Source organism: Aurantibacter crassamenti, assembly GCF_016811105.1.
Classification (GTDB): Bacteria; Bacteroidota; Bacteroidia; order Flavobacteriales; family Flavobacteriaceae; genus Aurantibacter_A; species Aurantibacter_A crassamenti.
The window spans coordinates 1040695-1066079 of record NZ_JAFBGM010000002.1 but is presented as its reverse complement, the minus strand read 5'-3'; the positions used below and the strand labels follow the sequence as shown (position 1 = coordinate 1066079).

Sequence of the window (25385 nt, the reverse complement as noted above, 5' to 3'; positions counted from 1 at the left end):
ACTTTACTAGTTCTTACGAATATGAGCTACTTTTAAATGACATCAAATAGTGAGATGAAGATTAATCGGTAACCTGGTAATCATTAAAACCCATTTTTTTAATAATGTTTTTGAATCTAGGCTCTAATCTAAAGTTTTTGAAATAAGGATCTCTATTGATAGTGGTTAGTGGCGATACTCTCATTTCAAAAGATTTTTCTATTTGTTCTAAGGCTTTCTCATGTTCTCCAATAAACGCATAATTTTGCGCTAAATAGTAAGGGGCATTGTAATTTTTGCTTTTAGAATTCATCTTAATAAGCCAACTATAAACACCCTTTATTCCAAATTGTTTGTATGCAGTATCTATTTCATTGGCCTCATTCTCACTCCTTAATTTTTTAAGATTTGTAACAGCCTTATCATATTGTTTTTGAGCAATATAAATATCAAAATTTAACCAATTGGTTTCTTTAGGTTTAAGGATCATTTCTAATCCTTTTTTGTTTTCAGAAAGCGCTTTTTTATAATCACCAGAATAATAATAATAATAACCACTAGTTATATAATTACTAGGATAAACTGGATTAAGTGACTGCGCTATTTTAATTCGTTCTTTTGATTCCTCTATACGACCAGTATAATTTAAAAATTTAGAATATAATAAGTGTGTGAAACCATTTTTTGGATCTGATTTAAGTGCAATTAAAAATTGGTTTTCAGCAGCTTTCCAATTCCAATCATAACGAAAAAGCAATAATGCCAGGGTATGATGCGCTTGTCCAATACTTGAATCTAGTGCAACAGCCTTTTGCGCTAATTCCTTACTTTTTTTTATAAAACTATCATGGTTAGAACTTCCTCTGGTTACTAGAATCGCATACGCCATTGCTAATTCTGAATACGCAAATGCAAACTCAGTGTCTTTCTCTATCGCTTGTTCTAGATAGGGTATACTTTTATTAGTCGAACCATTGCGTAAAAAATGCACTCCTTGTAGATATAAATTATATGCTTCAAGATTATTCGTTGGTTTTTTCTCAATCTGATGACGCTCTTCATCAGAAAGCTTAGCATTTAATTCTCTCGAAATTTCTTGAGCTATGTTACTCTGCAACTCAAAAACGTCTTTGTAATCTTTTTTTATATCTGTTGACGAAATATGTTTATCATTTTTTGCGTCTATCAATTGAGTAATAATTCTAATTTCATCATTGTCTTTTTGTACGCTTCCTTCTAATATATATGATACGCCCAATTCTTTTGCAATCTCAGGAATAGTTTTTGTGGTCCCACGATATTGCTCCATTGATGTTCTCGAAATAACTTTTAGCTCTTTAATACGTGTAAGATGGTTTAAAATAACTTCCATGACACCATCAGCAAAAAATTCATTTTCTTTATTGCTGCTCAAGTTTTTAAAGGGGAGCACGGCAATAGATTTATCATTAATTACAGTTTCAGAAGTTCCAATAGTTGTTTCATTATTAGGTTTTTGATAAAAGTAAAATGTCATAGTCGCTAGTAGAAATGCTATGATAGAACCAGTAATAATTAAGCGTTGCTTTGTTGGTTTTTTATGAATTGGAGCTTTAGTAGGTATCTCATTAACATCTTTTATGACATCATCATTTTTTTGAATTGATTCTTGTGTTTTATAACCTCCAGGGGTTATGCCATAATGTTTTCGAAATGTTTTATTAAAATAAGACGGACTGCTAAACCCTACTTTATAAGAAATTTCAGCAGAAGTAAAATCGGTTTCCTTAATTAATTTAGCAGCCTCAGCCAATTTAACTTCGTTAATATATTGGTTAACAGATTTACCTGTAGCTGCTTTTACCTTTCTTAATGTTTGAGATGTACTTAAGTCTAATAGCGTAGCAAGTTGGCCTGCACCGAAATTTTCATCGGCAATATGATTTAGTACTAAAGTATGTAGGTTATCTGTGAAATTATTATCCATACGATGCAATACAACTGGTTCAATAAAGATAATGCATTCCTTTAATTTTTCATTTTTAGCGTTCACAACGCTGTTGTTAGATAATCTTATGCAATATTTTTTCTAGAATAATTCTATTAAAAAACGTACAACAACAAACATTAAAAAAACTGCTAAAAGGAAAGTAATAATTAATAGATTATAATACAGAAGTTTCAATTGCAATATCTGCATGCTCCCAAGCTTTATCAAATTCTGCTTTTATTGTTTTCGATTCTTCTATTTTACCTTGTGCTTCTAGAGCTTTGTGTAGGCCCATTAAAGACCAGCCGTTTTGGCGAAGAATATCTAAATCTTCTTTATATATCATTTCAGCTTTTTTGAACTTTTTTGTTTTTAATAATATGGCTCCTAAATTTTGTCGTGTTGGTATGTGCCATGCAGCGGGTTCAGTATACGTCAATTGATCTTCGAATTCAACTGCTTTTTCAAGATGCTTAATGGCTTTCTCATTTTCACCTTTTAACGCCGCTAATTCACCAGCAACAACTTCATAAGCAATATTTGCTGCATGAATAGATGCGTTATTGGCTGTTGCTATAATATCTTTTAATTCTGGATCATTTTTGAGCGAAAGAATAGCATCTAATTCTTCTTGTGCTTCATTAATATTTCCTTTTCTAATAAATGCAATTCCCCGTGCATAATGACGAATTAGGTTTAGATGTTTAATATTCGAACTAGGTGCAGGGATGGTTAAAATTTCGTTCCATTTACCAAAACGCGTATAAGCTAATAAGGGTGTTGCTGCAAAATCTTGTAAAAATGGCAGTGCTATCAATTCACCTGTTGGTACTTTTTCTGCTGTCTTTTTTGCTGCATCAATAGCAATTTTACTATCACCTAATAAACTTGCTGAAGACCAAAGAAAGTGTATGTTATGCGGATAATAGGCTAACGGATATAACCCTTGCGCAAAACATTGTGAGATATAATCTTCATCAGCTTGTATTGCTTTCTGATTTACTTTAACGGCATCTAAATATCTGCCAACTCTAATATATATGTGTGAAGGCATATGCACAATGTGACCAGCACCCGGCATAAGTGATGCCAATTTATCAGCACTTTTTATTCCTATATCAGGATACGGTAATTCAACCATGTGAATATAGTAATGATGACCACCTGGGTTTTCAGGTTCAAGCTCCATGGCATTTTCAAGCGCTATTTTGGCTTCTTTAATGTTTGGTGATGGCTTACCTTCTTTGTCCCAATAATTCCACGGAACCGTATTCATAACCGCCGCCGCATATAATATTTGTATGTTGGCATCCTTCGGATATTTTTTGACAACCTTGGCCATTGCTATCATATATGCCATGTTCAATTCCGCAACATCTTTAGTTAAATCTGTACTGTATCTAGCTGATAATGCTTCTATCAATGCTTGTTCTTTTTTTGTAGCATTTTTTGCTAATATTTTTGCTTTCGCAAGGGCTTCATTGATTTTGTTCTTACGTTCTTCATCTGGTAAAGGGTCATTAATATTTGGGCCTAAAGTAAAAGCTTGACCCCAATATGACATAGCAGAGGTAGGGTCTAGACGAGTGGCCTCCATAAAAGAACGATGACCCTCTGCATGATTAAATGCATAAGATAGTTTTACGCCTTGATTAAAAAAGGATTGTGCTCTTTCATTTTTGGTTGAAATAGTAAAATGCAGATTGCCCAAGTTGTTGAATAGCGGCGATATCTGCTGTGTTGTATCAATATTATTTAATACATATTTAGCAACTGTACATTTGATAAAGTTAAGCCCGGCTTTTTGCCGTTGGTCATTCTGATTGGTAGTGATATTATCAATTAGAATATCACCGAGTAGAACAAATGTAATGGCAAGTAACCCAAAGCTGATTTTCTTTTTCATCGTTGACCTATTAATATTCTAAGAATTAATTCTTGGGGAACTCTGAGCGGGAGAATCTTTTTATTTATTCTTTGAGGGTAAATAAATTTAGTCTTTTGTAAATATAAACACTTTAAAACTAACCTATTAAGATATTTCGCTTATAGCTTTTTGCGCTTTTTTAAATTCATCATTATGCACATAAATATCAACATCACCATTCATACTAGAAGCAAAACCAGCCATTCTTGCCGATTTAGATTCGTCTTTTAATACGGGTTCTATACCGATTTTCTTAAGCTCGTCAACAATTTTCTTTACTATAAATTGATTTCCTGAAAATACTTTCGAATAATTGGAATGCATAATATATTTTTAAGTGAATACTATGATTTAATTATTTTACAATAAATACTATCCTTTAATTTAGGAATTATATTTGAGAATAGTAATGATTCCACTTTACATTGTTGATTTTAATTACACAATGCGAATATTAATCACAATTTTTGAAAGTTTGAACAAACAAAATTGACAATTATGAAGCTATTTTAGCTTTCATTTTTCGTCTCCAATAAATAATATAAATGGTGCCAATAATAGAAGGTGTTACCCAAGCAACTATATTCCACATATGAAGGCCGGCCACGATAAAAGCAGTAAATGATGCTATTAATGCCGCAATCATAAAAGTAAGATGGCTTAATAACCATGCTATCTTTTTTTCTTTAAAATTTTTGTAAAACTGAAAATTTCGAAATGTCAAGAAAAGCCCTAATCCACCAAAAACAAGGAATAACGCATTGTCTTGTACCGTATTAAATAATCCGTAGATACCATAAACAAGCATAAAAATTGAAAAAATTGCCATACCTATTGAAAGTCCTTTATCAATAGAATCTGCTTTAAGTTTATCACGTTTTTTAAAAGTTAGTGATAGATTACCGACAAGCACTAAATAAATGGTAAATAGGGAAATTAAAAAGAGAAAGGGACTTATGTGCCCTGGTACCCAAGTAATGGGTAGAATTAAAATGCAGCTTGCTATCATACTGATAGAGAAAATTTTTCCCATTTTTTTATGGATGCCACTACCTTTTTTAACGGCCATACTTCCAACGCCGGTAATGAGTCCTAATCCTCCCAAAAAAGCATGTATATAAATACTGGTAGTAATTAAGAGCTCCATAATTTAAATCAGTTAGCTTATTAGCTACCTAAAATCGTAATAATAATGGGATTTCTGCACTTATTTTCAGGAAATCTATGTTTTATTCATACGACTCCGATATGCTTTCTCACATTCAGAATTAAAATAATCTTGAATTGTGAACTTGCGGTCTTCAAATTGCGCTGAAAGTATTTTGAAATGTTGAATACGATCTATTCGGAATGAACGATAATCTTTTCTTAGATGGCACCAAGCTATTAACAGCCATTTGTTCTCTGTAGAAAAAATAAAACATGGCTCTATTTTACGAAATGAAATATTTGGGTCATCCGCTTTGCGATAATTAATTTCTACATAATTAAAGTTGGTAATGGCCAATTGAATTTCTGAGAGTGCATTGCTTGAAATATTTTCACGCTTAGGGTTGAAGAAGTGAATCTTATTATCAAGTAATTCACTTTTTTCTAAAACATAGGATCGAAATACGGATTTTATTTTTGTGAGGGCATCTTCAAAATCTTTTACAAATGAAGAATCGTTAGATTGGCTCACTAAATGTTCAGCTGTAATTAATGCATTCGCTTGTTTTTCAGTGAATTGTACGGGTGCGACTGTGTAGCCATCCATTAAAGTATAACCTCGGCCTTCAAGTGTAATTATGGGTACACCAGCTTCAATTAATTTTTGAATATCACGATATATCGTACGAACGCTCACCGAATACTTTTCTGAAAGTTCAGTTGCCGTTAAAACCCTTCGTGATTTTAAAAGCGTTAATATTGATATGAGTCTTGAAAGCTGGGTCATAAAAACAAAGGTAGCAAACCCATTAATGAGCTACTACCTTAAGTTGTTAGCTGTTAATTCCAAGAATGTAGTGCAACCTTGTTTCCTTCAGTATCAATAAATTGGGCCATAAACCCGTTTTCACCAATATCTGTTTTTGGCATTACAATTTTGCCACCTGCAGTTGCAATTCGTTCTAAAGGTGAACTTAAATCATTTCCGCCATTCAAATAAACGGTTACGCCTTCGGTAGACGGACTATACCCTGGCATTTCAACAAGGCCACCGCCTACACCATTATTGTCATCGTCGTACGGAAACATTCCATAATTGCCTTCGGGCATTGGTGAATCTTTAATTTCGATTGCCAATACGGTGTTGTAGAATTTTTTTGCTCTTTCGTAATTTGATACTGGTATTTCAAACCAGCTGATTGCATTTGACATTGTTTTTAGATTTAGTGATTAAACATACCGCAAATTTAGCGGGGTGAATGTCAGATGATGTCAGGGGTTGAAAAAAATAATCAATTAACAGGAGTGAGTTGGCCGATAATAACTTCAGCGACCGCACCTTCAGTGGCTTTTCTATGTGCTGCAATATGCGCACTGTCATTATGGTTTAACCAATGTTGACGTGTTTCCCAATTCTCGTAAAAGAAAAAGCGGTCTGGGTTCTCTAAATCTTCATGAAGATCATAATTTAAACAACCTTCTTCTGCAAGGGTAGGAGGTATTAATTTTAAAAGTGCTTGTTTTACTTCTTCTCGTTTTCCGGGGTTGGCAGTTATGCTTGCCGTAATTGTTAGTTGTTGATTCATCTGTTATAAAATAGGAGTTAATACAATATTCTTATACGAAACTTTACCATGGTCACCTTGTAAATATATGGGTCCGGGTGCTAAAACATCTGAACTAATAGCCCCACCTGTTGGGCCATACACAGGTTTATTATCAATTATTTTTTTACCATTGAAAATTACTGTTACATGTCGGTCAACTAAAGTAATATTTAAGGTTTGCCATTCACCTGCTGGTTTTTCAGCGGCTTCACTTGGAGTAATTCTGCTATATAATGCACCCATATTATGTGAATCTAATTCGTTACCATACGTGTCAGCTACCTGAATTTCATATAGACCACGTAAATAGACTCCACTATTGTCACCTTTAGGTACGTTAACATCAAGTTTTAAATTGAAATCTTCGAACTCTTGATCCGTTCTGATGTTACCGTATGAAATGTGTTTGCCATCTTTTGGTTGTTCTGGGTTGTTTGTTAATAAGCCATCAACTACTTTAAAACCAAGAGCTTTACTTTCAGGATTCATAAGTGTCCACCCTTTCATGTTCTTCCCGTTAAATAATTTGATTTCTTTTCCGAACTTGATTTTCGATAAATCGGGCGTACTTGGCATTTCAGGCATTCTTTTACCTTTAAACGGTATGATTTTTTCGCCGGAAGCTAACCAGTCAGGGGCTGTCATTACTCCTTCAATTGTTTCGCCAATTTTGTTAATACGCATGGTGTAGGTCATTATATGCGTGCGTTGGTCACTTTTTTTAACGGCTTCAGTTCTAGTAACTACCAAAGTATTCTCATCTACAACGTAAACACTTGAAACTGGTACTACACTACCACCTATCCACATTAGTTCTGCGTCTAAGAATCCTTGTTCTTGATGCACATTTAGCCAAGCAACGCCACCACCTTCAATATCAATACCCCACATACCATCAAAAGTAGTTGCATTGGTAGGGGTAATAGTTGAATTTGAATAGGTTGCGGGTATAAAGCAAAGTATAAATGCAAGTGAAAGAAATAATTTTTTCATTTTAATGTAGTTTTTCATCAGTAGTTTATGTTCTAAATTTCTAATCTTAATTAAGATTTCAATTTAGGGAATAATTTGAGAATAGTATTGAATTTGCAAGGTTGATGTACAAACTAAATAAACATAAACAAGGCTTGTAGCATTGAACTACTAAATTGTTTTAAGTATAAATAGTAGTTAATTATGACTTTTTTAAATCAACATATTTAATGAAAGCTTGGTAGTAATGTTGATTTTTTAGTTTAAAAATCGGAAAGTACAGAACGGTAGGTTTTTTGAAAAAAATAATCCCCAGAATAGTTGTGGGGATTTTTTTATAAAATGTATCTTTAAAAGAAGCTCATTATTAAATGACCAGAAGATGACTAAATACTTTTTAATCTATTTTGTTCGGCAAAATGTTGTACTAAAACCTTTTCTACTAGTTCAGAAGTTAGTGGTTTTGACATAAAGCCTGAGATTCCATTAACTTGACCTGCTTTATCTTTATCATCAGGGTTTAATGAGGTGGTAAGCATAACTATGACAGTTTGTGCTAACTGATTTTTATCAAGTTTTTTGTATTCTTCTAAGAATTCCCAACCATCCATTGCTGGCATGTTTATATCTAAAAAAATAAGATCGGGTTGTGGAAATTTACCTTCTAATGATGTGGTTAAATATTCTAAAGCTTCTATACCATTTTCTTTAATAACAATATTCTCAGTACAGTTCATTTGTTTAATGACCATATTGTGAATGAAATTAGTAGCCTCATCATCATCTACAAGCAAAACAGTCTTTAACATTGGTCTCATATAGTATATTTTTATAATGAAAACGCCCCCCTTTCATCAAAATATTTAATTCAGTAATAGTAAATAAACGAACTATAGTAATAATTATTATGATAAATTCCTACAATCAATCAGAAAATTCTGATAAAAAATTTAATTTGACATAAATATATTTGTAAAACTCTGAATATTAGATTTTTATATTTGGTGTATTTGTCAAAATAATTAATCTGAGATAATGATTTTATACTTAAAATAACCCTCTAGCCTTAATTTCAAGGTACTTATTGATTGTGTTTATTGTAAGATTCTCTGGTTTTGTAAGAATGGTTTGAATACCATATTTACGTAATTCGTTTACAATCAATTTCTTTTCGTAGATAAATTTTTCAGCAATTGTTTGTTCAAATATTTGATGTGTGGTACTCGATTTTTGCTTTGCAAACTCAGTGAGTTCCGTATTTTCAAAGAAGATGACAACTAATAAATGTTGTTTAGAAATTGCTTGTAAATAGGGGAGTTGTCGATGCAAAGCATCTAAAGTTTCAAAATTAGTATACAATAAAAGTAGGCTGCGATGGTTTAAATTGCGTTTAACATCAATATACAATCTACTAAAATCACTTTCAACAAAATCAGTTTTAAAATTGTACAGTGTTTCTAAAATTAAGTTCATTTGAGAACTACGACGTTCAGCAACCACACGATTTTCAATTGTTTTACTAAAAGAAAACATACCTGCCTTATCTTGTTTTTTAAGGGCAATATTTGAAATAACCAATGTTGCATTGATGGCATAATCTAATAAACTCAATCCATCAAAAGGCATTTTCATAACGCGGCCTTTATCAATTACAGAGTATACCGGTTGCGATTTTTCATCTTGAAACTGATTTACCATCAGTTGATTTTTTTTCGCAGTAGCTTTCCAATTGATATTTCTAATATCATCGCCCATCACGTAGTCTTTAATCTGTTCAAACTCCATAGTATGACCAATTCTACGTATTTTCTTGAGTCCGTATTCGAATAAACGGTTGGTAAAAGCCATTAAATCATATTTACGCAATTGTAAAAATGACGGATAAACAGGTACTTCTTGTGCTCTGTTAAAATTAAATCGACGCGAAAGTAATCCTAATGGTGAAGCTGTAAAGACATTTAGACTCCCGAAGGAATATACACCTCTTTCAGTGGGCCTTAATTCGTAATTAAACGTTTTACTATCTCCCTTTGTAATAATGGTGCTAAGTCCAAAATCACGTTTTTGAAATTGAAATGGAATTTCATCAATTATTTTGGTCTTGACATTAAATAAATAGGAATTTGTGATGCTGATTTTAATCGGATTTTGATCTCCGTTTGATAATTTATCAGGTAAAATACGCTCGCCAGAAATTTTACCTTTTGAACCAAAAAGTAAAATACCATCTACAATAATTGCCAAAAGAAATAAATAGAAAAGTAATTTAAATACGCCAAGGACATCGTCAAAAATATAGGAAACCAAGAAACCAATGATTATCACCACTAGAATGGCAAAAAATCTTTTTTCTAAGTTTATATTTTTAAAGAGTTTCTTCATAATTTTTACACGAAGTATAATTTGAGTCTGTTAACTTTTACTAATTACCTAGGCACTTCAATACTTTCAATAATTTGTTGTACTACTTTGGCTGCGGTAAAACCTTCCATTTCGCGTTCTGGGGTTAAAATTATTCGATGCCCCATTACTGGCCCAGCTACTTTTTTAATATCATCTGGAGTAACAAAATCTCGACCGCTTATTGCTGCCAAGGCCTTTGAGGCATCCATTATAGCAATAGAAGCTCTTGGTGACGCCCCTAAGTACAGATTCGCATTTGTTCGCGTATTATTAACTATTGCGGCGATATATTGAATTAGATTGTCTTCAATAATCACTTCTTTTATCGTATTCTGATATTCAGCAATTTGTGCGGCTGTAAGCACTGAGGTAATCAGAGTTTCAACATTTTTGTTTTTTTGATGGTGTTTGCTTTCTAATATTTTAACTTCATCTTCAAGATTGGGGTAGCCAACATTAATTTTAAATAAGAAACGGTCTAATTGTGCTTCTGGTAATCTATAGGTTCCTTCTTGTTCAATCGGATTTTGAGTGGCAAAAACCAAAAATGGCGGTTGCATATCAAATTCTTTTCCATCAATGGTAATTTGACGTTCAGCCATGGCCTCAAAAAGTGCAGCTTGGGTTTTTGCAGGTGCACGATTTATTTCATCTATTAAAATGATATTAGAAAAAATTGGACCTTTTTTAAACTCAAATTCTGAGGTTTTTACATTGAAAATAGAAGTGCCCAATATATCACTCGGCATTAAGTCAGGTGTAAATTGAATACGACTAAAGTCAACGTTCATAGTTTTTGCTAGTAATTTTGCAGTGACCGTTTTAGCTACACCAGGCACACCTTCAATTAGTGTATGACCGTCAGCTAAAATTGAAATAATTAATAATTCAATCATTTCTTTTTGACCAATTATAACCTTACCTAATTCAGCTTTAATTTGCTCAACTGACTGTCTCAATTTTGTTAAATCAATTCGATTGCTAAATTCTAAACTATCATTTTCTAATGGTTGAGAATGGTTTTGTGATTCTTGTTCTTGTCCTTCTTGTTGCTCTTGCATAATTATTTTTTAAAGGATGATATTTTTTTATTTAGGTCAATTAAATTTTGCTCAGTGTGTTCATTCTGTCCTTTTAAATACACAATGAAGTCAATGAGTTCTTTTGTTTCTGTTACTGATTTTCCAGATTTCGCTGCTAATTCTTCTGCAGTATTTTTTGTAATTGTACTTGTGTTGATATAAAACGTACTTCGAATGTATTCTAGAAAATAATTTAATTTTTTTGCGATTAGGTCACTAAAATCTTTATGTTGATGGTATAAAGTTCCAATTGTTTTAGCAAATTCTATTGATGAGTTTTCTAATGGTTCAATTACCGGAATTATACGTTGCTCTCTTTTTGCCTTAAAGAATACAAAAATGAGCAATGCTGTTATGGCAATGTAATAGGCCCACTTTAATGCAGGCTGATTTAATACGAAACGCATTGGCGATTCAATATATACCCGACCAGATTTTTTATAATTGTCCCAATATAATATTTGTTCATTATCTAGGTATGAAAATGCATTGGCCACATATTCTTGATTATTATTGAGCATGTAATAATTGCTAAATGCTTCAGGAGTTGAATTCAAATAGAAATTTCCGTTACCAAAGGCAACTTTTATAAAATTTGGTTTGGTACGTATTTCTTTACCTTTTTCTAAGAACTCTTCACCTTCAGTAAAAGTAAGAGTGCCTAGAATAGTGGTATTTAATGAGTCAACAGATGTGAAATGTTGATTACGAATTGCCCTTTTATAAGTGAATTTGTTAGTCTTAAATGCTGGGTTACTTAGCTCTGAATAAATAGAGTCTTCGCTTATTGTATAGGCATACGATGTGCTTAAGTTTAGGGTGTCTGAAAGCTTTTGGCCAAACCAACTTGATGCTATAAAAACAGTATTACCATCTGCAACATAATCAAGTAATTCATTACTTTCTTGTTCATCTAAATCTATGCCATTATTAATAAGCATGTAATTTGAAGCTACTGTTGAATCTCGATCTGAAAGAAGATTATAAAGACTTTCATTTACATTAATTATGTCATTGTTAGGAAAAAGTGTACCCAATTCATTAAAAAGAACATAACAACCAAAAGGAATTTTATCGGTAGCTGTGTAAGAGGGTTTCCAGTTTAATGGTTTTGGACGCACAATTTCAGACACAATAATAGCGACTAGAACGGCAGCAAAAAGCCCAATGATTATTTTAGATCGTTTATCCATTAAGTATGTATCAATTTCTTTAATGAACTAAAACGTGTTTCTATAGTCTCATATTTATTGGCATCAATTTCTTGTTCGCCATACCAGATGTAATCATAGAGATATGAAACCTTTTTAAAACCTGTTTTTAATTGAACTCCTTCTTTGCTAGAGTTTTGTGATTCAATTTCATTTTGATAATCAGAATTGGTTTTTTCATAATGCCAATCTATTATATCTTTTTCTGAAAGTGATTTTAATATTCTCAAATATTGATACCGAACAGCTAATCTATAGTCTTTATTGTCGATTGCAGTTTTAATTAAAGTATCTAAATCAACATTTTCTATATGATCTTCAGAGAGATTAATATCAATTATTGATGTAGCTTTTTTTGTGAATAATGATGAGAAGTTTTCACCTAATAGAAAACGAACTAGAAGATAAATGACAAGACATCCCATCAAAATGTAGATGATATATTCTACAATCTCTAATGCGTATGGCGGAATATTAATTCCGAATGATTCATCAATCCAATTAAATAGCCATTGCAGAAAACGTGCGATAAGGTTTTGTGCTTTGCCTTCTTGTGAGGTGTAATCAAATTCACTACCAATGTATTTATCCTGTAAGTTGCTTTCAAAACCACGTGCGGTAACTGCCTGATTTTTATCCACAGGTATAGCAATGCTATCCTTATCCTGTTGGGTATATCCAAAGAAAGAGCTTATTAAAAAGTGTATGATGATGAGGTTTTTAATCACTCTTCTATATTTCCGATTTGTTCAATTTTTGACCGCGTATTTGTGTTGTAGGTTTCTTCGTGTAAAGAATAGAAAAGAAAACCATTTACAAACTGTGATAGGCATTGGCCGTATACCAGAATAATTAGATAAAGAGCGAAACCAATAGTATAAACAATTGTTGCAACGACTGATTCTGCAACGTTGACTTCATTTGATACTACATGAAAGGTATAAAGACCAATGATTACACCAGGTATTATTAAAGCTACCATTGACAGTAAGCCGTTCAGTAACCCTAAAATAAAATTGACACCTATCGACTTCCAGAATTTAGAGCGAACTAATTTCCAACCTTCACCAAAAGCATCCATTACTTCATTGTCATCATGCAGTAAAGAAAAAAAGGAAACTCCAAACCAGGCCAAAGCACCAAACATTATTATGTAATACGCAATAAAACCTAATAACGGAATAAACATTAAAACAACGCCAAAAACGTAGACAGCAACGAACATTATCATCATTAATATTGAAAATAAAAATATTTTGCCAAAACGCTTTTTAAAGAAATTCCATACATCTTCCTTTTCAAAATTAGTGCCTTTATTTTCTTCATACTTCAACATATATGATCCGGCGAGGCTATAATTCATTATGGCTACTGCAATGAAAATTAAAAAGAAAAGTATGCCGCCTATTGCCAGATATATTATATATGTTTCTTCAGCATCGGCTGCACCAGCGCCAAAATATTGAGAATTACTACTTTCTGTAATTAAGCCAATAAAACCGGAGACCAAAAAATAGCTAACAACCAACAGACCAATTAAAAAAAGGCCGTTATAGTTTAGAAAAATGTTTGTGAATTTCTTTAAGTTTTGTTTTAAGAAAGTAAAATAATCAGAAATAATGACGCCTAAGTCTCTGCTTATTTTAAGTTCAATATATTCACTTGTGTTATGGTCTTGCATGTCTTTTGTTCAATAAAATTGGGTAAATGATATAGTAATACACGATTAGTATCAATGAGCTGCCAATAATTAGAAATGCGAGCCAATTGGGCATGTTTGAATATCGGGTAATAAAACCTTCTATAAAACCTGCAATGATGAAAAATGGTATAGTACTGATTACAACTTTGAGTCCGTCTTTGGCACCTTTCATAAAAGAAACACGACGTGAAAAAGTCTTCGGAAAAAGAATACTGTTTCCCATTATTAAACCAGCACATCCAGCAATAATAATTACAGATATTTCAATAGTACCGTGCAGCCAAATTTGCTTGTTTGCTTCAAAGAACACCCCTTTGGTGTAGAAAAAAGTTATAAATGCGCCTAGCATTACACCGTTGCTAAATAGTATGTAAATTGTACCGATACTGGTCATAACACCAAAGGCAAAAGCCAAAAAGGCGACTCTTATATTGTTAATTGTTATACCTAAAAAAGTACCAATTTCACTACCACTTTTATAAATGGCAGTAGGGTCGCCCTCAGCTATATTATTCAGCGTTTGATTGACATAACCATCGCCTAAAATTAGTCGAACAAAAGTATCGTCTTTTATAGCAGAGAGACTACCAATAGCACTTGCAATGGCAAAAATTAAGAATGCAAAGCCTAAAGTTTGATGGTATTGTTTGAAAAATAACGGAAATTCAGTCGTCCAGAAGGTGATAATTCTGTTTTTACTTTCCTTTTTATTCTTGTAAATTTTTTGATGTGCCTGAGAGGCTAATGAGTTTAGATACAATAAAGTCTTACTTTCTGCGTAATAAGTTTGTGCGTAGGCAAGATCGTTAGTTAAATGAATATAACCATTGGCAAGTTCATCTGGATCTAGTTGTGAACTAAGGGTGAGGGCTTTTTCAAATGCCATCCATTTTTCCTTATTTTGCTTTACAAAAGCAGCTTCACGCATTATTTTAGTTCGTTTGTTAGAGTTTTGATTGAATCAAATAATACAATCTTACACTCTATATTTTAAAATTAGTGGTTCTATGATTAACCTTCAAATAAATACAACGCAAAATGTTAACTTAGATTATACCATTGTTAGTATTGGAGAGCGAATTCTTGCTTTTTTAATTGATGGATTTATTCTATATCTATATTTTACCCTGGTAAGCCTTATAGGAACGGCTCTGGGTTATGTTTTTGAAGATGCATGGACACAGTTCGGACTTCAAAGTTTAATTCTCTTACCTGCTCTATTTTACAGTTTAATAATGCACAGCTTATTTAATGGGAGAACTGTCGGTAAAATGCTCATGAAAATGCGCGTTGTTCGTTATGATGGTTCACCAGTTCATTGGTCTAATTATTTGGTTCGATGGATGCTACGCCTCGTTGATATTTGGATATTTTTTGGAAGTATTGGTGTGCTAACCATTCTTTTTTCTGATAGAAGACAACGACTTGGTGATTCTGCTGCTGGTACAGTAGTCATAAGTACAAAGAATAGAACTAAGGTTTCACATACAATATTAGAGGATGTTGAAGAGGCATATCAACCTACTTTTACTAATGTCACCATATTGAGTGATAAAGATGTGCGTTTGATAAAAGATACTTATAGAATAGCAAAACAGAGTACAGATCATAAAACAATGAAAGTTTTAAGAGATAAGGTAGAGAGTATACTAGCTACAAATTCAGAACTTTATGATGTTCAGTATTTAGATACTGTTTTGAAAGATTATAGTTTTTACACGCAGCAGCTTTAAGTTCAATTTCAGGTTTGAAGATTAATAGATAGTTTGATCATTAATTGATACGTTTATCTGAAATTTGCATTTATTCTCAAATAACTATTTTCACTAATGTTTTACTTTACAATTGACATTTTAGGTACTATCGCCTTCGCTATTTCTGGGGTATTGGTGGCTATGGATAAAAAACTCGATTTATTTGGAGTTTTTATAATAGCTTTTGTAACAGCAGTTGGTGGTGGTACCCTTCGGGATATGTTAATTGGTAGTACTCCCGTTGGTTGGATGCAAAATTCAACCTATGTTTTTGTCATTACGGGTACGGTGGCATTTGCTATTCTCTTCAGAAATTATCTGAAGTACTTCAGAAAATCACTTTTCTTGTTTGATACTATTGGTATTGGTCTATATACTATGGTGGGTATTGAAAAAGGACTTGGTGTGGGATTGAATCCGCTTGTGTGCATAGCATTAGGCACCATGACCGCAAGTTTTGGAGGTGTGATACGCGATATTCTGTGTAATGAAATTCCTGTAATATTTAGAAAAGAAATTTATGCTACTGCATGCATTTTTGGGGGTGTGTCTTATTTTCTACTTCGTAAGTTACCTATAGAAAATACGTATGCATATATCGCAGCGATTATAATTGTGATTGTCATTCGAATTTTGGCGGTACTATTTAAAATAGCATTGCCCAATATTTATCGTAGTAAAGCTTAAAGTTGATCTTTAATGTTTTGTAATCAAAGATCAGTTAATCAATTACTTCTGCCTTTTCTATGTACACGTTTACTGAAGGCCAATCACCTTTGCCAGTTTCTACGGCGTTAATTTTATCTACTACATCCATACCTGAAATTACTTTTCCGAATGGGGTGTAATTTCCGTCTAAATGATATGAGCCTGGTTTTGTTACAACAATAAAAAATTCATAGGGTGAAGCTAATTTATGTGGATTGTCATTTTCACTACTTGGCATTGATAATGTGCCACGGTGATGTTTATGTCCTTTTTTTGTGTCAGGTGGTAATAGGTAACGGCCAATTTCTCTTCGTTTTTTAGGTGTGGCTTCATCATCTGCATTGCCACCTTGAATTATAAAGTTCTTTACAATTCTATGAAACTGTGTGTTATTAAAATATCCTTTTTTAGTTAGATAAATAAAATTGGCTTTATGATATGGTACATTATCAAATAATTGTACAATAAAACTTCCTAAGCTAGTAGTGATTTTTACTTTATTAGCTTTTAAGTTCTTCTGATATTCGAAAAAAAACTCAATTGAATTTTCTTCTGTTAATATAAACTCTTCTTCAATTTCTGTAATTACAGAATCTTTTTGAATCGCCTTCTTTTCAGTACTACTAGGTTCTGTAGTTGATTTTTTATTCGCGGGTTGGTCTTTACATCCAACTAAAAAAAATAGTGTTATTATTGTGGATAATGCAATTTGTTTTAAGCTCATGGACTTTAATTTGTTTTCAAAACAAGTATCAAAAATAAAAAATCTTCCATTACCGGGGGTTGAAGCTCATTATAAAATGGTGCCAGCCTTTAGACAAGAGTTAATGAAAAAGAATACGGAATTGAAAAAGATTCCGAAAAAAGCGGGCGTGATGGCCCTTTTTTACCCAGATGCACAAAACAATACAAATTTCTTGTTGATTTTGAGAAAAACCTATGAGGGTATTCATTCAAATCAAATAGCTTTTCCTGGAGGTAAAGCTGAGAAATCAGACACTGATATCATGAATACAGCCCTTCGAGAAACCGAAGAAGAAGTTGGCGTACCAGTTGCTAGTATTGATGTTTTAAAAGAATTGACGCAAGTTTATATACCACCAAGTAATTTTATGGTGTCACCATTTATTGGTTTGGCTACTGGCGAAATATCTTTTATATTACAAGAAGAAGAAGTTGAAAATATTGTAGAGGTTTCAATGCTCGATTTATTGGATGATAAAAAAATATTCGCAAAAAAAATAACAACATCTTATGCCGTAGATGTTGATGTACCTGCCTTTAAATTAAATGGTTACACTGTGTGGGGAGCAACAGCAATGATGCTAAGCGAAGTCAAAGACCTGATAAAACAAGTATTGTGAGCTTCTTATTTTGTAAATTCGACGGTTCTAATAAAACGCCCTCATGAGCATATTCAAGGAAAATCCTTTTGGCCATATTCTTTTTGTAAAGAAGTTTTTAATCCGATTACTAGGGTTAATAACGCACCATCGCTATAAAAGATTTAATACTTTAGAGATTGAAGGGTCTGAAATAATCAGAAACCTACCTGAGCGTAATGTGCTTTTTGTTAGTAATCATCAAACATATTTTGCCGATGTGGTAGCAATGTTTCATGTGTTTAATGCTAGTCTAAAAGGGCGAGATGATAATATTAAACGCATTTCTTATATCATGCAGCCAAAGCTTAATGTCTATTATATTGCGGCAGCTGAGACTATGAGAAAAAGTTTGTTTACCAAAGCATTAGCGTATGCTGGGGCTATTAGTGTTGAGCGAACTTGGCGATCTCACGGCCAAGATGTTAAGCGTCAAGTAAAAATGACTGATATTTCTAAAATAGGTATGGCCTTAGAAGATGGTTGGGTAATTACCTTTCCGCAAGGCACAACTACACCTTGGAAACCTTTACGAAAAGGTACTGCGCACATTATTAAAAAATACAAACCTGTGGTCGTACCTGTTGTAATAGATGGCTTTCGTAGATCTTTTGATAAAAAAGGACTGCGTATAAAGAAAAAAGGTATTCTTCAATCTCTGGTTATTAAAGAACCTTTAGATATTGACTACGAAAATGAGAGTAGTGCTGAAATTATTGAAAAATTAGAATACGCAATAGAGCAACACCCATCTTTTTTAAAAGTAATACCAAAAGAAGAAATTGCTGCGTACGAAGAGTTACATCAAAAAAGACGTTTTAGTAAGCACTAGATTTCAAGTCTTTTTAATTCTTTGTGGTTCTTTTTAAGTTTTCTAAGTAATAGGCCGTAAAGTAGAAAATAGATTGCTCCAATAATTAAAGGCATTATAATTGCCATTGCTAAATACACTCCTATTAATAATTTTTTTAATTTTTCTGGCTCCATTTTTTTAAATTCCTCATACTCAAATGCCTCTGTAAGAGGTGTTAAATCTGAGGTGAGGTGAATGCCAAAAGCAAAAGAGGCCATGGTAATGAATATTAATGAAAGGGAGAATATTACATAGGATTTTACTGTCTTTCTAGTTTTTATGATTTTATCCATTAAGTTTTTAGCACTATCAAGCACTGAAATTTCTTTGTAGCGCTTGTAGAATTCAAAAATAAAATAGGCTACAACAGCATATTGTATTATGGTTAAGCCAATAATCCAAAACCTTAATCCAACACTGTCATATATAGCCATTTGGTTACGTGCCTGAGGAAGAAAATATAATAAATGGGGGAGTAAAAATTCTATAATGCTAATAATCATTATCCATTTAACAATGGAAGACGATTTTTTCCACAGCATAGTATGAATTTCACCATATGACAATTTAGGAAGGTTAACTTCCTTTTTCTGCCAGTCTTTTTTAAGTAGTTCCAATTCGTCCGACATGCTATTATGGATTTAATATGGTTCTAAGTTTATTCTTGATTCGGTTCATCTTTACTCGTGCATTAACTTCTGTTATACCTAATGTTTCACTTATTTCACTGTAATTTTTATCCTCTAGATATAAAAAAACTAAAGCTTTATCTATATCACCTAATTGTTTTACTGCTTTGTACATCAACTTCAATTGTTCTTCTTCAGTTGCATCATACTCGTTAGCTTTTATCTTGAAAATTACCGATTCATAATCTTGCGTCTTTATACTGCGTTTCGATTTTCGATATAAAGTGATTGCCGTATTTAGTGCTACCCGATACATCCAAGTACTAAATTTTGATTCCCCTCTAAATTTTGGATATGCTTTCCAGAGTTGAATTGTTATTTCTTGAAAAAGATCGTTGTGTGAATCTCGGTCATTGGTATACAAAGTGCACACCTTATGAACAATATTTTGATTGGTCTCAAGGTCTGTCACAAATTGATGTTCCAGTTCTTTATTCACGAATGAGTTGGTCGGTTGTTGCTAGTTAGTAGAAGAAAGTTTCATTTTGTTACAAAAGAATTTAATAGTTGTTAAAATAATCTATATACGATTATCAATTTTCATTCTAATCAAGTTATTCTTAGTTGTTATAGTCTTAATTCATTTGAAGAAATTAGGTTTTTAAAGATAGTAAAAACAATGATTTTTAGATTTCAAACGAAGTGTATAACGTATTTTTGTACTACAATATCTAAATATGAATATTCCAAAGTGTGACTTGCCACGTGTAGTAATTATCGGTGGCGGTTTTGGCGGTGTTGCTTTAGCTAAGAAACTGCGAAATCAAGAGGTGCAAGTGGTCTTAATTGATCGTCATAATTACCATACCTTTCAACCCTTACTTTATCAAGTGTCTACTGGCGGCCTGGAGCCGGATTCTATAGCTTATCCTTTACGGAAAATATTACAAGATTCACCCAACAATTATTTTCGATTGGCAGAAGTTTTAGAAATTCAAGCTGATAAGAATACAATTTTTACTGATATTGGTCCACTTGATTATGATTATCTGGTATTAGCAACAGGTTCGATAACTAATTTCTTTGGCAATACTAATATTGAAAGCAATGCTATGGCGATGAAGACCATTCCGCAATGTCTCAATCTTCGTAGTTTAATATTAGAAAATTTTGAAGATGCGCTTTTAACTGATGATTTAAACCAGCGTGAAGCACTCATGAATTTCATTATTGTTGGAGGTGGCCCAACAGGTGTAGAATTGGCGGGTGCATTGGCAGAAATTAAAAAGGGAATTTTACCTAAAGATTATCCTGATTTAGATACCAGAATTGCACAGATAAACCTAATACAAGGTGGTGATAGATTATTGCCAACCATGAGTTCGCAAGCATCTGAAAAAGCCGAGAAATTTCTAAGAAAATTAGGAGTTAATGTATACAAAAATATGCGTGTTACTGACTATGATGGTCACTTGGTTAGCACAAATACAGATGATACCTTTGAAGCTGAAACAATGATATGGGCTGCTGGTGTGCAAGGAGCAATGATACACGGGTTAAATGCGAACGATATAGTTGCAAGAGGTAATCGTTTGAAAGTAGATGAATTTAATAGGGTAGCGGGTTTTGAGAATATTTTTGCAATTGGCGATATTGCGATGATGCAGACAGAGTCTAATCCTTTTGGGCATCCAATGGTAGCACAGCCGGCAATTCAACAAGGTAATAGTTTGGGTGCTAATTTTTTAAGAATGCTTAAGAATGAATCTCTGGTGCCTTTTGAGTATGTTGACAAAGGGTCAATGGCAACCGTTGGCAGAAACAAAGCCGTTGTTGATATGAAATCATTTAAATTTCAAGGTGTATTTGCTTGGTTTGTTTGGATGTTTGTACACTTGTTTTTTCTAATAGGTTTCAGAAACCGAGCTATTGTTTTTGTTAATTGGGTGTACAATTATATACGGTTTGATCGTGAAGCTCGATTAATAATTCGACCTTATAAAAAGAATAAAAAAGTTAATTAGAGTTGATTGAAGGGGAGTTAACAGAATTTTTTAGAATCCCTATGATCATTAATAATTGGGCTATGCCATAAATTCCCATTACCAGAATTTTTGAAAATGGAATATCAATTTTAAACTTGGTTATAGCTAAAATACTGTCTGAAAGCATAAACAAAAGTGCACCTGCAAGCACATAAATATAACTATTGTTTGTAGTAGAGTCTTCGCGTAAATAAGCAAATAATATCATTATTAATAGTACAACAACGTAAATGCCAACTGGTATTGCCATATTGTATAAGGCATTGCTTAAATAATAGAACAAAGGAATAGCATATCCTAATAACACTGCTAAGGGTGCTAATACACCCACATTTTTATTTCGTATTCTTGAAAACTGAATAGCATAAAAGATATGACCTATCATAAATGCTGAGACTCCAGCAATAAAAAATTCTGTAGAATTTCTAGCATATATTAAAAGGATATCACCAATTATACATAGAATTAAGGCAGCAGAAACAAGTTTTTTCGTCATCTGATTTACCTGCTGCATTAGAAAAAAAACTAAAAGCGAGCCAACAACTAAAGGTTTGGTAAATATTCGGTATGACCACCAGTCTGGTGTTGAGATAAGAATTAACTCAATCAATAAAATAATACTAAAAATCCTTAAAAAGGGTTTTAAATGTTTCATATATGGTTTTTGCCAAACATTCAAATATAAGGGTAGAATTTATAAACTATTTCATTTTGAATCAATTTATAATCAACTGTTTATAGTACTAGCTAAAATTAATCTGATGAAAATACTGCAAATTAGTGTAGTTGAATAATCTAGTTTTACGGTATTTTTAATACGCTTTTATGCCTTTTTTTAAGTGTACTTTTGAGCCCTTTATTATGCCTATTATAACTAAAAGTTGAGCGATACTATAAAAGCCCATGACCATAATACGTGAATATTGAATATCACTTTTAAATCGTGTGATGGCAAGAATACTATCTGCAAACATAAATATAAAAGAGCCTGCAAGAACATATATGTAACTGTTGTTAATCATAGAATCATCTCTTAAATAAGCAAAAAGAATCATTACTAAATGAACAGTGATATATATGCCAACCGGTATTACAAAGTCACCTAAAGAATCATACAAATACAAATAAATTGCGATTGCATAACCTGATAAAACGAATAATGGTGCCAGTATACCTAATTCTTTGTTTCTATTTCGTGAAAATTGAAGGGTGTGCAATATATGGGCCATGAAAAATGCGAATAACCCGCCATAAAATAAATTCTCATATATTTCATCATAGATTAATAATAAGTCGCCAATTAATGAAAATAACAATGCGCCAAATACAATTATTCTGGTCTTTTTATCTACCTCTTGGAATAGAAAAAAAACAATAATTGATAATACAATAAGTGGTTTAGAAATTATTCTGAAAGGCCAAAAATCAGGATTACCAACTACAATTAATTCTAATAGTACAATAAATGCATAACACCAAAGAAATGGTTTTAAATGCTTCATTCAAGTTTTATTTAAATTGCGGGGGGCGGCAAATATATTAATCTTTTTTTCTTGGATGAAAATTGTTTAAAACGTCTTCTAAATGAGTGCGGTCAACATGCATATAAACTTCTGTAGTAGTAATGCTTTCGTGACCCAGCATTTGCTGTATGGCACGTAAATCAGCTCCGTTCTGTAATAAATGCGTTGCAAATGAATGTCGAAAGGTATGTGGACTGATACTTTTTTGTAAACCAATTTTTTCTGCTAATTGCTTTATGATGGTAAAGACCATAGCGCGTGTTAATTGTCTACCTCTGCGATTCAAGAAAAGTATATCCTCAAAATCTTTTTTTATGTTTTGATGAACGCGAACTTCTTCTAAATAGATTGTAATATATTTTTTATTGATAGTACTAATAGGTACAAATCTTTGCTTATCTCCTTTGCCTGTTACTTTTATAAAATCTTCATCAAAATATAAATCTGAAATTCGCAAGCTTATAAGTTCTGAAACACGCAACCCGCAGCCATAAAGTGTTTCTAGCATGGCTCTATTTCTTTCCCCTTCTGGTTTTGAGAGATCTATATTTTCAATTAGTTCGTTTATCTCTTCTTCAGAAAGTGTGTATGGTAATTTGCGTCCGATTTTAGGGGACTCAATTAAATCCATGGGGTTGTCAACTCTATAATCTTCAAAAATTAAATAGTTAAAAAAACTTTTTAATCCAGAAATAATACGGGCCTGAGATCTCGGATTTACATTTTTGGCAACATCATAAATAAAACGTTGTACAGTTTCTTTTAAAATTTTATCAGGTGATTCATTTAGATTTTTTTCGTCAAGATAGCCTATCAATTTTTCTATATCCATAGCGTAATTCTTTATTGAATTACTGGCTAAACCACGTTCAATTTTTAAATAGTGTTTATAGTCTTGCAATGCAGATATCCATTTCATTTTGTAAAGGTAGCGAATGAAGCATTTATTCTTATTTTGTTTTGAAGGGTTGTTTATTAATACAATATTATCAATGCTCTACCTAATTGGAAAACGTTATTAGTAAGAGAAGAATACCGCTTTAAATATTGTTGTGATCTAATTAATTTTAAGAACTACTAATTAAATTATTGTAATTTTGATATGAATTTAGCCACGTAATACAACCTTAAATTTTACTTTATGAAAAAAGCTCTCCTATTAGCGATTGTAACATTTGCTATTGCAGCGCAGCAAATGAATGCCCAAGTATTTGTTCAAGATAAGACTACTTCTAGTAATAGCGGGTCAAGTGGTGATATAAGATTTGGAGCAAAAGCAGGTCTGAATATTTCTACTTTTATCAATAAAGATTATTTTGATGTAACGCCAAAAGCAGGTGGTTTTGTGGGGGGATTGGTTGAGATTCCTATAACTGATGAAATTTATGCACAACCAGAATTGCTTGTGTCAATTCAAGGTGCAAACATAGGCCCTGGAGATCTTAATTTGGTTTATGTGCATGTTCCACTAATGGGAAAATACCATATTACAGATGAAATTGCTGCTGAATTTGGTCCTCAATTAAGTTTTGTGTTGAATGATAATGCTAGTGATTATGTGAATAATGGTGCAGAATTAAAAACAAATACCTTGCAAGTAGCCTTGAATTTTGGTGGGGGATATCGTTTAAATGATAATATTTATTTTCAAGCTCGTTTCAGTTTAGGTATGACTAAAACGGTTGTAGATTCTACTGTGAAAAATGGAATTTTGCAAATTGGGGCGGCCTATATATTCTAAAATTTTCATCATTTTTAATTGAAAGACTGGTTAAACCAGTCTTTTTTTATGCCTTTTTTTTCCTATTAATATATTCAATGTAGGTTTATGCGTACAATTTTTGGTAAAATGTTGAGTTAAGGTTTAATCATTGATAAACTAATCTTTGACTAAAAAAAAATAGGGGTGTCATGAAAAATAACATTTTATTAATAGCATTTATATTATTTTCAATAACGATTACTGCTCAAAAAGGGTTCAAATTAGGTATTCATGGTTCTTTACCATTGGGTGAAAATAAAAAGGTTGTTAGCTTGGGAGCTGGTATAGATGTTGGCTATATGTACCCATTGGGTGAAGTTGTTGATTTAGGTGTAATGACGGGCTTTATAAATGGTTTTCCTGAAACTTTTCACGAAGAAGTAGTGCTTAGAGATTTGCCTAATGTGCAATTTGTACCCGTAGCTTTAGGTTTACGAATTTGGCCTTCTAATTCATTTTCATTTGGTGGCGAAATAGGTAACGCATTTGGTATGAATGATGGCAATGAAGGTGGAATTTACTATAAGCCAATAATTGGTTTGCTGTTCGGAGCGCAAGTTGAGGTCAACCTGTCATATACTAATGTTGTATTAGATGGTGAAGACTGGTCCACTGCAAATTTGGGTGTGCTTTATACTTTTCCTCCTAAAAATCCATATTAAACAATTTTCTAGATATTTATTATGTAGCGATATAAGCACTTTTTTTATCGCTCTGTATTTGATACT

General features: G+C 32.5%; 28 protein-coding genes. 7 read left to right on the top strand and 21 right to left on the bottom strand.

Going from position 1 to position 25385, the window contains the following annotated elements; all coding sequences use genetic code 11:
• Window positions 1-61: 61 nt before the first annotated feature.
• The 15 genes from JQC67_RS17255 to JQC67_RS17185 form a co-directional block, all read right to left on the bottom strand.
• A complete protein-coding gene (locus JQC67_RS17255) occupies window positions 62-2011 on the bottom strand; it encodes a helix-turn-helix domain-containing protein (protein WP_203254159.1) in 1950 nt (649 codons plus the stop codon).
• A 112-nt stretch (window positions 2012-2123) separates the two neighbouring features.
• On the bottom strand, window positions 2124-3854 hold the full coding sequence (locus JQC67_RS17250; RefSeq protein ID WP_203254158.1) for a tetratricopeptide repeat protein: 1731 nt from the start codon (window positions 3852-3854) through the stop codon (window positions 2124-2126).
• 126 nt (window positions 3855-3980) lie between these two features.
• Window positions 3981-4199 (bottom strand): putative signal transducing protein, encoded by a 219-nt coding sequence (locus tag JQC67_RS17245; RefSeq protein ID WP_203254157.1) that lies wholly within the window; start codon window positions 4197-4199, stop codon window positions 3981-3983.
• 172 nt (window positions 4200-4371) lie between these two features.
• Window positions 4372-5022, bottom strand: a complete 651-nt coding sequence (locus JQC67_RS17240) for a hypothetical protein (protein WP_203254156.1) — start codon at window positions 5020-5022, stop codon at window positions 4372-4374.
• Window positions 5023-5097: 75 nt separating this feature from the next.
• Entirely contained in the window at window positions 5098-5811 is a 714-nt protein-coding gene (locus JQC67_RS17235) for a helix-turn-helix transcriptional regulator (RefSeq protein ID WP_203254155.1), read from the bottom strand.
• Window positions 5812-5864: 53 nt separating this feature from the next.
• Window positions 5865-6236, bottom strand: coding sequence for a VOC family protein (locus tag JQC67_RS17230; protein ID WP_203254154.1), 372 nt, complete (start codon window positions 6234-6236; stop codon window positions 5865-5867).
• 80 nt (window positions 6237-6316) lie between these two features.
• The gene (locus tag JQC67_RS17225; RefSeq protein ID WP_203254153.1) at window positions 6317-6610 is read right to left on the bottom strand and encodes a putative quinol monooxygenase; all 294 of its coding nucleotides are present in this window, start codon (window positions 6608-6610) and stop codon (window positions 6317-6319) included.
• 3 nt (window positions 6611-6613) lie between these two features.
• Window positions 6614-7624, bottom strand: coding sequence for a 3-keto-disaccharide hydrolase (locus JQC67_RS17220; protein ID WP_203254152.1), 1011 nt, complete (start codon window positions 7622-7624; stop codon window positions 6614-6616).
• A 365-nt stretch (window positions 7625-7989) separates the two neighbouring features.
• A complete protein-coding gene (locus JQC67_RS17215) occupies window positions 7990-8421 on the bottom strand; it encodes a response regulator (RefSeq protein ID WP_203254151.1) in 432 nt (143 codons plus the stop codon).
• 229 nt (window positions 8422-8650) lie between these two features.
• Window positions 8651-9985, bottom strand: coding sequence for a DUF58 domain-containing protein (locus JQC67_RS17210; RefSeq protein ID WP_203254150.1), 1335 nt, complete (start codon window positions 9983-9985; stop codon window positions 8651-8653).
• 44 nt (window positions 9986-10029) lie between these two features.
• Window positions 10030-11067 (bottom strand): AAA family ATPase, encoded by a 1038-nt coding sequence (locus JQC67_RS17205; protein ID WP_203254149.1) that lies wholly within the window; start codon window positions 11065-11067, stop codon window positions 10030-10032.
• 2 nt (window positions 11068-11069) lie between these two features.
• Window positions 11070-12281, bottom strand: coding sequence for a DUF4350 domain-containing protein (locus JQC67_RS17200; RefSeq protein WP_203254148.1), 1212 nt, complete (start codon window positions 12279-12281; stop codon window positions 11070-11072).
• Window positions 12281-13027, bottom strand: a complete 747-nt coding sequence (locus JQC67_RS17195; RefSeq protein ID WP_203254147.1) for a DUF4129 domain-containing protein — start codon at window positions 13025-13027, stop codon at window positions 12281-12283. Before JQC67_RS17195 ends, JQC67_RS17200 begins: the two co-directional genes overlap by 1 nt.
• Complete coding sequence (locus JQC67_RS17190; protein WP_203254146.1) at window positions 13024-13980, bottom strand: hypothetical protein; 957 nt, start codon at window positions 13978-13980, stop codon at window positions 13024-13026. Before JQC67_RS17190 ends, JQC67_RS17195 begins: the two co-directional genes overlap by 4 nt.
• The gene (locus JQC67_RS17185; RefSeq protein ID WP_203254145.1) at window positions 13967-14929 is read right to left on the bottom strand and encodes a stage II sporulation protein M; all 963 of its coding nucleotides are present in this window, start codon (window positions 14927-14929) and stop codon (window positions 13967-13969) included. Before JQC67_RS17185 ends, JQC67_RS17190 begins: the two co-directional genes overlap by 14 nt.
• 79 nt (window positions 14930-15008) lie before the next feature.
• On the opposite strand from JQC67_RS17185, the gene JQC67_RS17180 reads away from it, so the two are divergent.
• Together JQC67_RS17180 and JQC67_RS17175 are read left to right on the top strand one after the other, a co-directional pair.
• Window positions 15009-15734 (top strand): RDD family protein, encoded by a 726-nt coding sequence (locus JQC67_RS17180; protein ID WP_203254144.1) that lies wholly within the window; start codon window positions 15009-15011, stop codon window positions 15732-15734.
• 96 nt (window positions 15735-15830) lie between these two features.
• Window positions 15831-16442 carry a trimeric intracellular cation channel family protein gene (locus JQC67_RS17175; protein ID WP_203254143.1) on the top strand — a complete coding sequence of 204 codons (612 nt, stop codon included), beginning with the start codon at window positions 15831-15833 and terminating at the stop codon, window positions 16440-16442.
• Between the two features lie 34 nt (window positions 16443-16476).
• Here the strand turns inward: JQC67_RS17175 and JQC67_RS17170 are convergent, their stop codons facing one another.
• A complete protein-coding gene (locus tag JQC67_RS17170) occupies window positions 16477-17187 on the bottom strand; it encodes a peptidylprolyl isomerase (RefSeq protein WP_203254142.1) in 711 nt (236 codons plus the stop codon).
• Between JQC67_RS17170 and JQC67_RS17165 the strand changes: the two genes are divergently transcribed.
• The gene (locus JQC67_RS17165) at window positions 17186-17827 is read left to right on the top strand and encodes an NUDIX hydrolase (protein WP_203254141.1); all 642 of its coding nucleotides are present in this window, start codon (window positions 17186-17188) and stop codon (window positions 17825-17827) included. The genes JQC67_RS17170 and JQC67_RS17165 overlap by 2 nt on opposite strands.
• Before the next feature lie 43 nt (window positions 17828-17870).
• Entirely contained in the window at window positions 17871-18677 is an 807-nt protein-coding gene (locus tag JQC67_RS17160) for a lysophospholipid acyltransferase family protein (RefSeq protein WP_203254140.1), read from the top strand.
• Here JQC67_RS17160 and JQC67_RS17155 read toward each other — a convergent pair.
• Complete coding sequence (locus JQC67_RS17155) at window positions 18674-19327, bottom strand: hypothetical protein (RefSeq protein WP_203254139.1); 654 nt, start codon at window positions 19325-19327, stop codon at window positions 18674-18676. The two genes, JQC67_RS17160 and JQC67_RS17155, sit on opposite strands and share 4 nt — an antisense overlap.
• Before the next feature lie 4 nt (window positions 19328-19331).
• Window positions 19332-19826 carry an RNA polymerase sigma factor gene (locus JQC67_RS17150; RefSeq protein WP_203254138.1) on the bottom strand — a complete coding sequence of 165 codons (495 nt, stop codon included), beginning with the start codon at window positions 19824-19826 and terminating at the stop codon, window positions 19332-19334.
• A gap of 238 nt (window positions 19827-20064) precedes the next feature.
• On the opposite strand from JQC67_RS17150, the gene JQC67_RS17145 reads away from it, so the two are divergent.
• On the top strand, window positions 20065-21351 hold the full coding sequence (locus tag JQC67_RS17145) for an NAD(P)/FAD-dependent oxidoreductase (protein WP_203254137.1): 1287 nt from the start codon (window positions 20065-20067) through the stop codon (window positions 21349-21351).
• Here JQC67_RS17145 and JQC67_RS17140 read toward each other — a convergent pair.
• From JQC67_RS17140 to xerD, 3 genes are all read right to left on the bottom strand, one after another.
• Window positions 21344-22027: a lysoplasmalogenase gene (locus tag JQC67_RS17140; RefSeq protein ID WP_203254136.1), complete on the bottom strand. Its 684-nt coding sequence runs from the start codon at window positions 22025-22027 to the stop codon at window positions 21344-21346. The genes JQC67_RS17145 and JQC67_RS17140 overlap by 8 nt on opposite strands.
• 157 nt (window positions 22028-22184) lie before the next feature.
• Entirely contained in the window at window positions 22185-22874 is a 690-nt protein-coding gene (locus tag JQC67_RS17135; RefSeq protein ID WP_203254135.1) for a lysoplasmalogenase, read from the bottom strand.
• Window positions 22875-22911: 37 nt separating this feature from the next.
• A complete protein-coding gene (gene xerD / locus JQC67_RS17130) occupies window positions 22912-23814 on the bottom strand; it encodes a site-specific tyrosine recombinase XerD (RefSeq protein WP_203254134.1) in 903 nt (300 codons plus the stop codon).
• A 222-nt stretch (window positions 23815-24036) separates the two neighbouring features.
• Here xerD and JQC67_RS17125 point away from each other — a divergent pair, with 222 nt between their 5' ends.
• Together JQC67_RS17125 and JQC67_RS17120 are read left to right on the top strand one after the other, a co-directional pair.
• The gene (locus JQC67_RS17125; protein ID WP_203254133.1) at window positions 24037-24636 is read left to right on the top strand and encodes a porin family protein; all 600 of its coding nucleotides are present in this window, start codon (window positions 24037-24039) and stop codon (window positions 24634-24636) included.
• 170 nt (window positions 24637-24806) lie between these two features.
• Entirely contained in the window at window positions 24807-25319 is a 513-nt protein-coding gene (locus tag JQC67_RS17120; RefSeq protein WP_203254132.1) for a hypothetical protein, read from the top strand.
• Window positions 25320-25385: the final 66 nt, after the last annotated feature.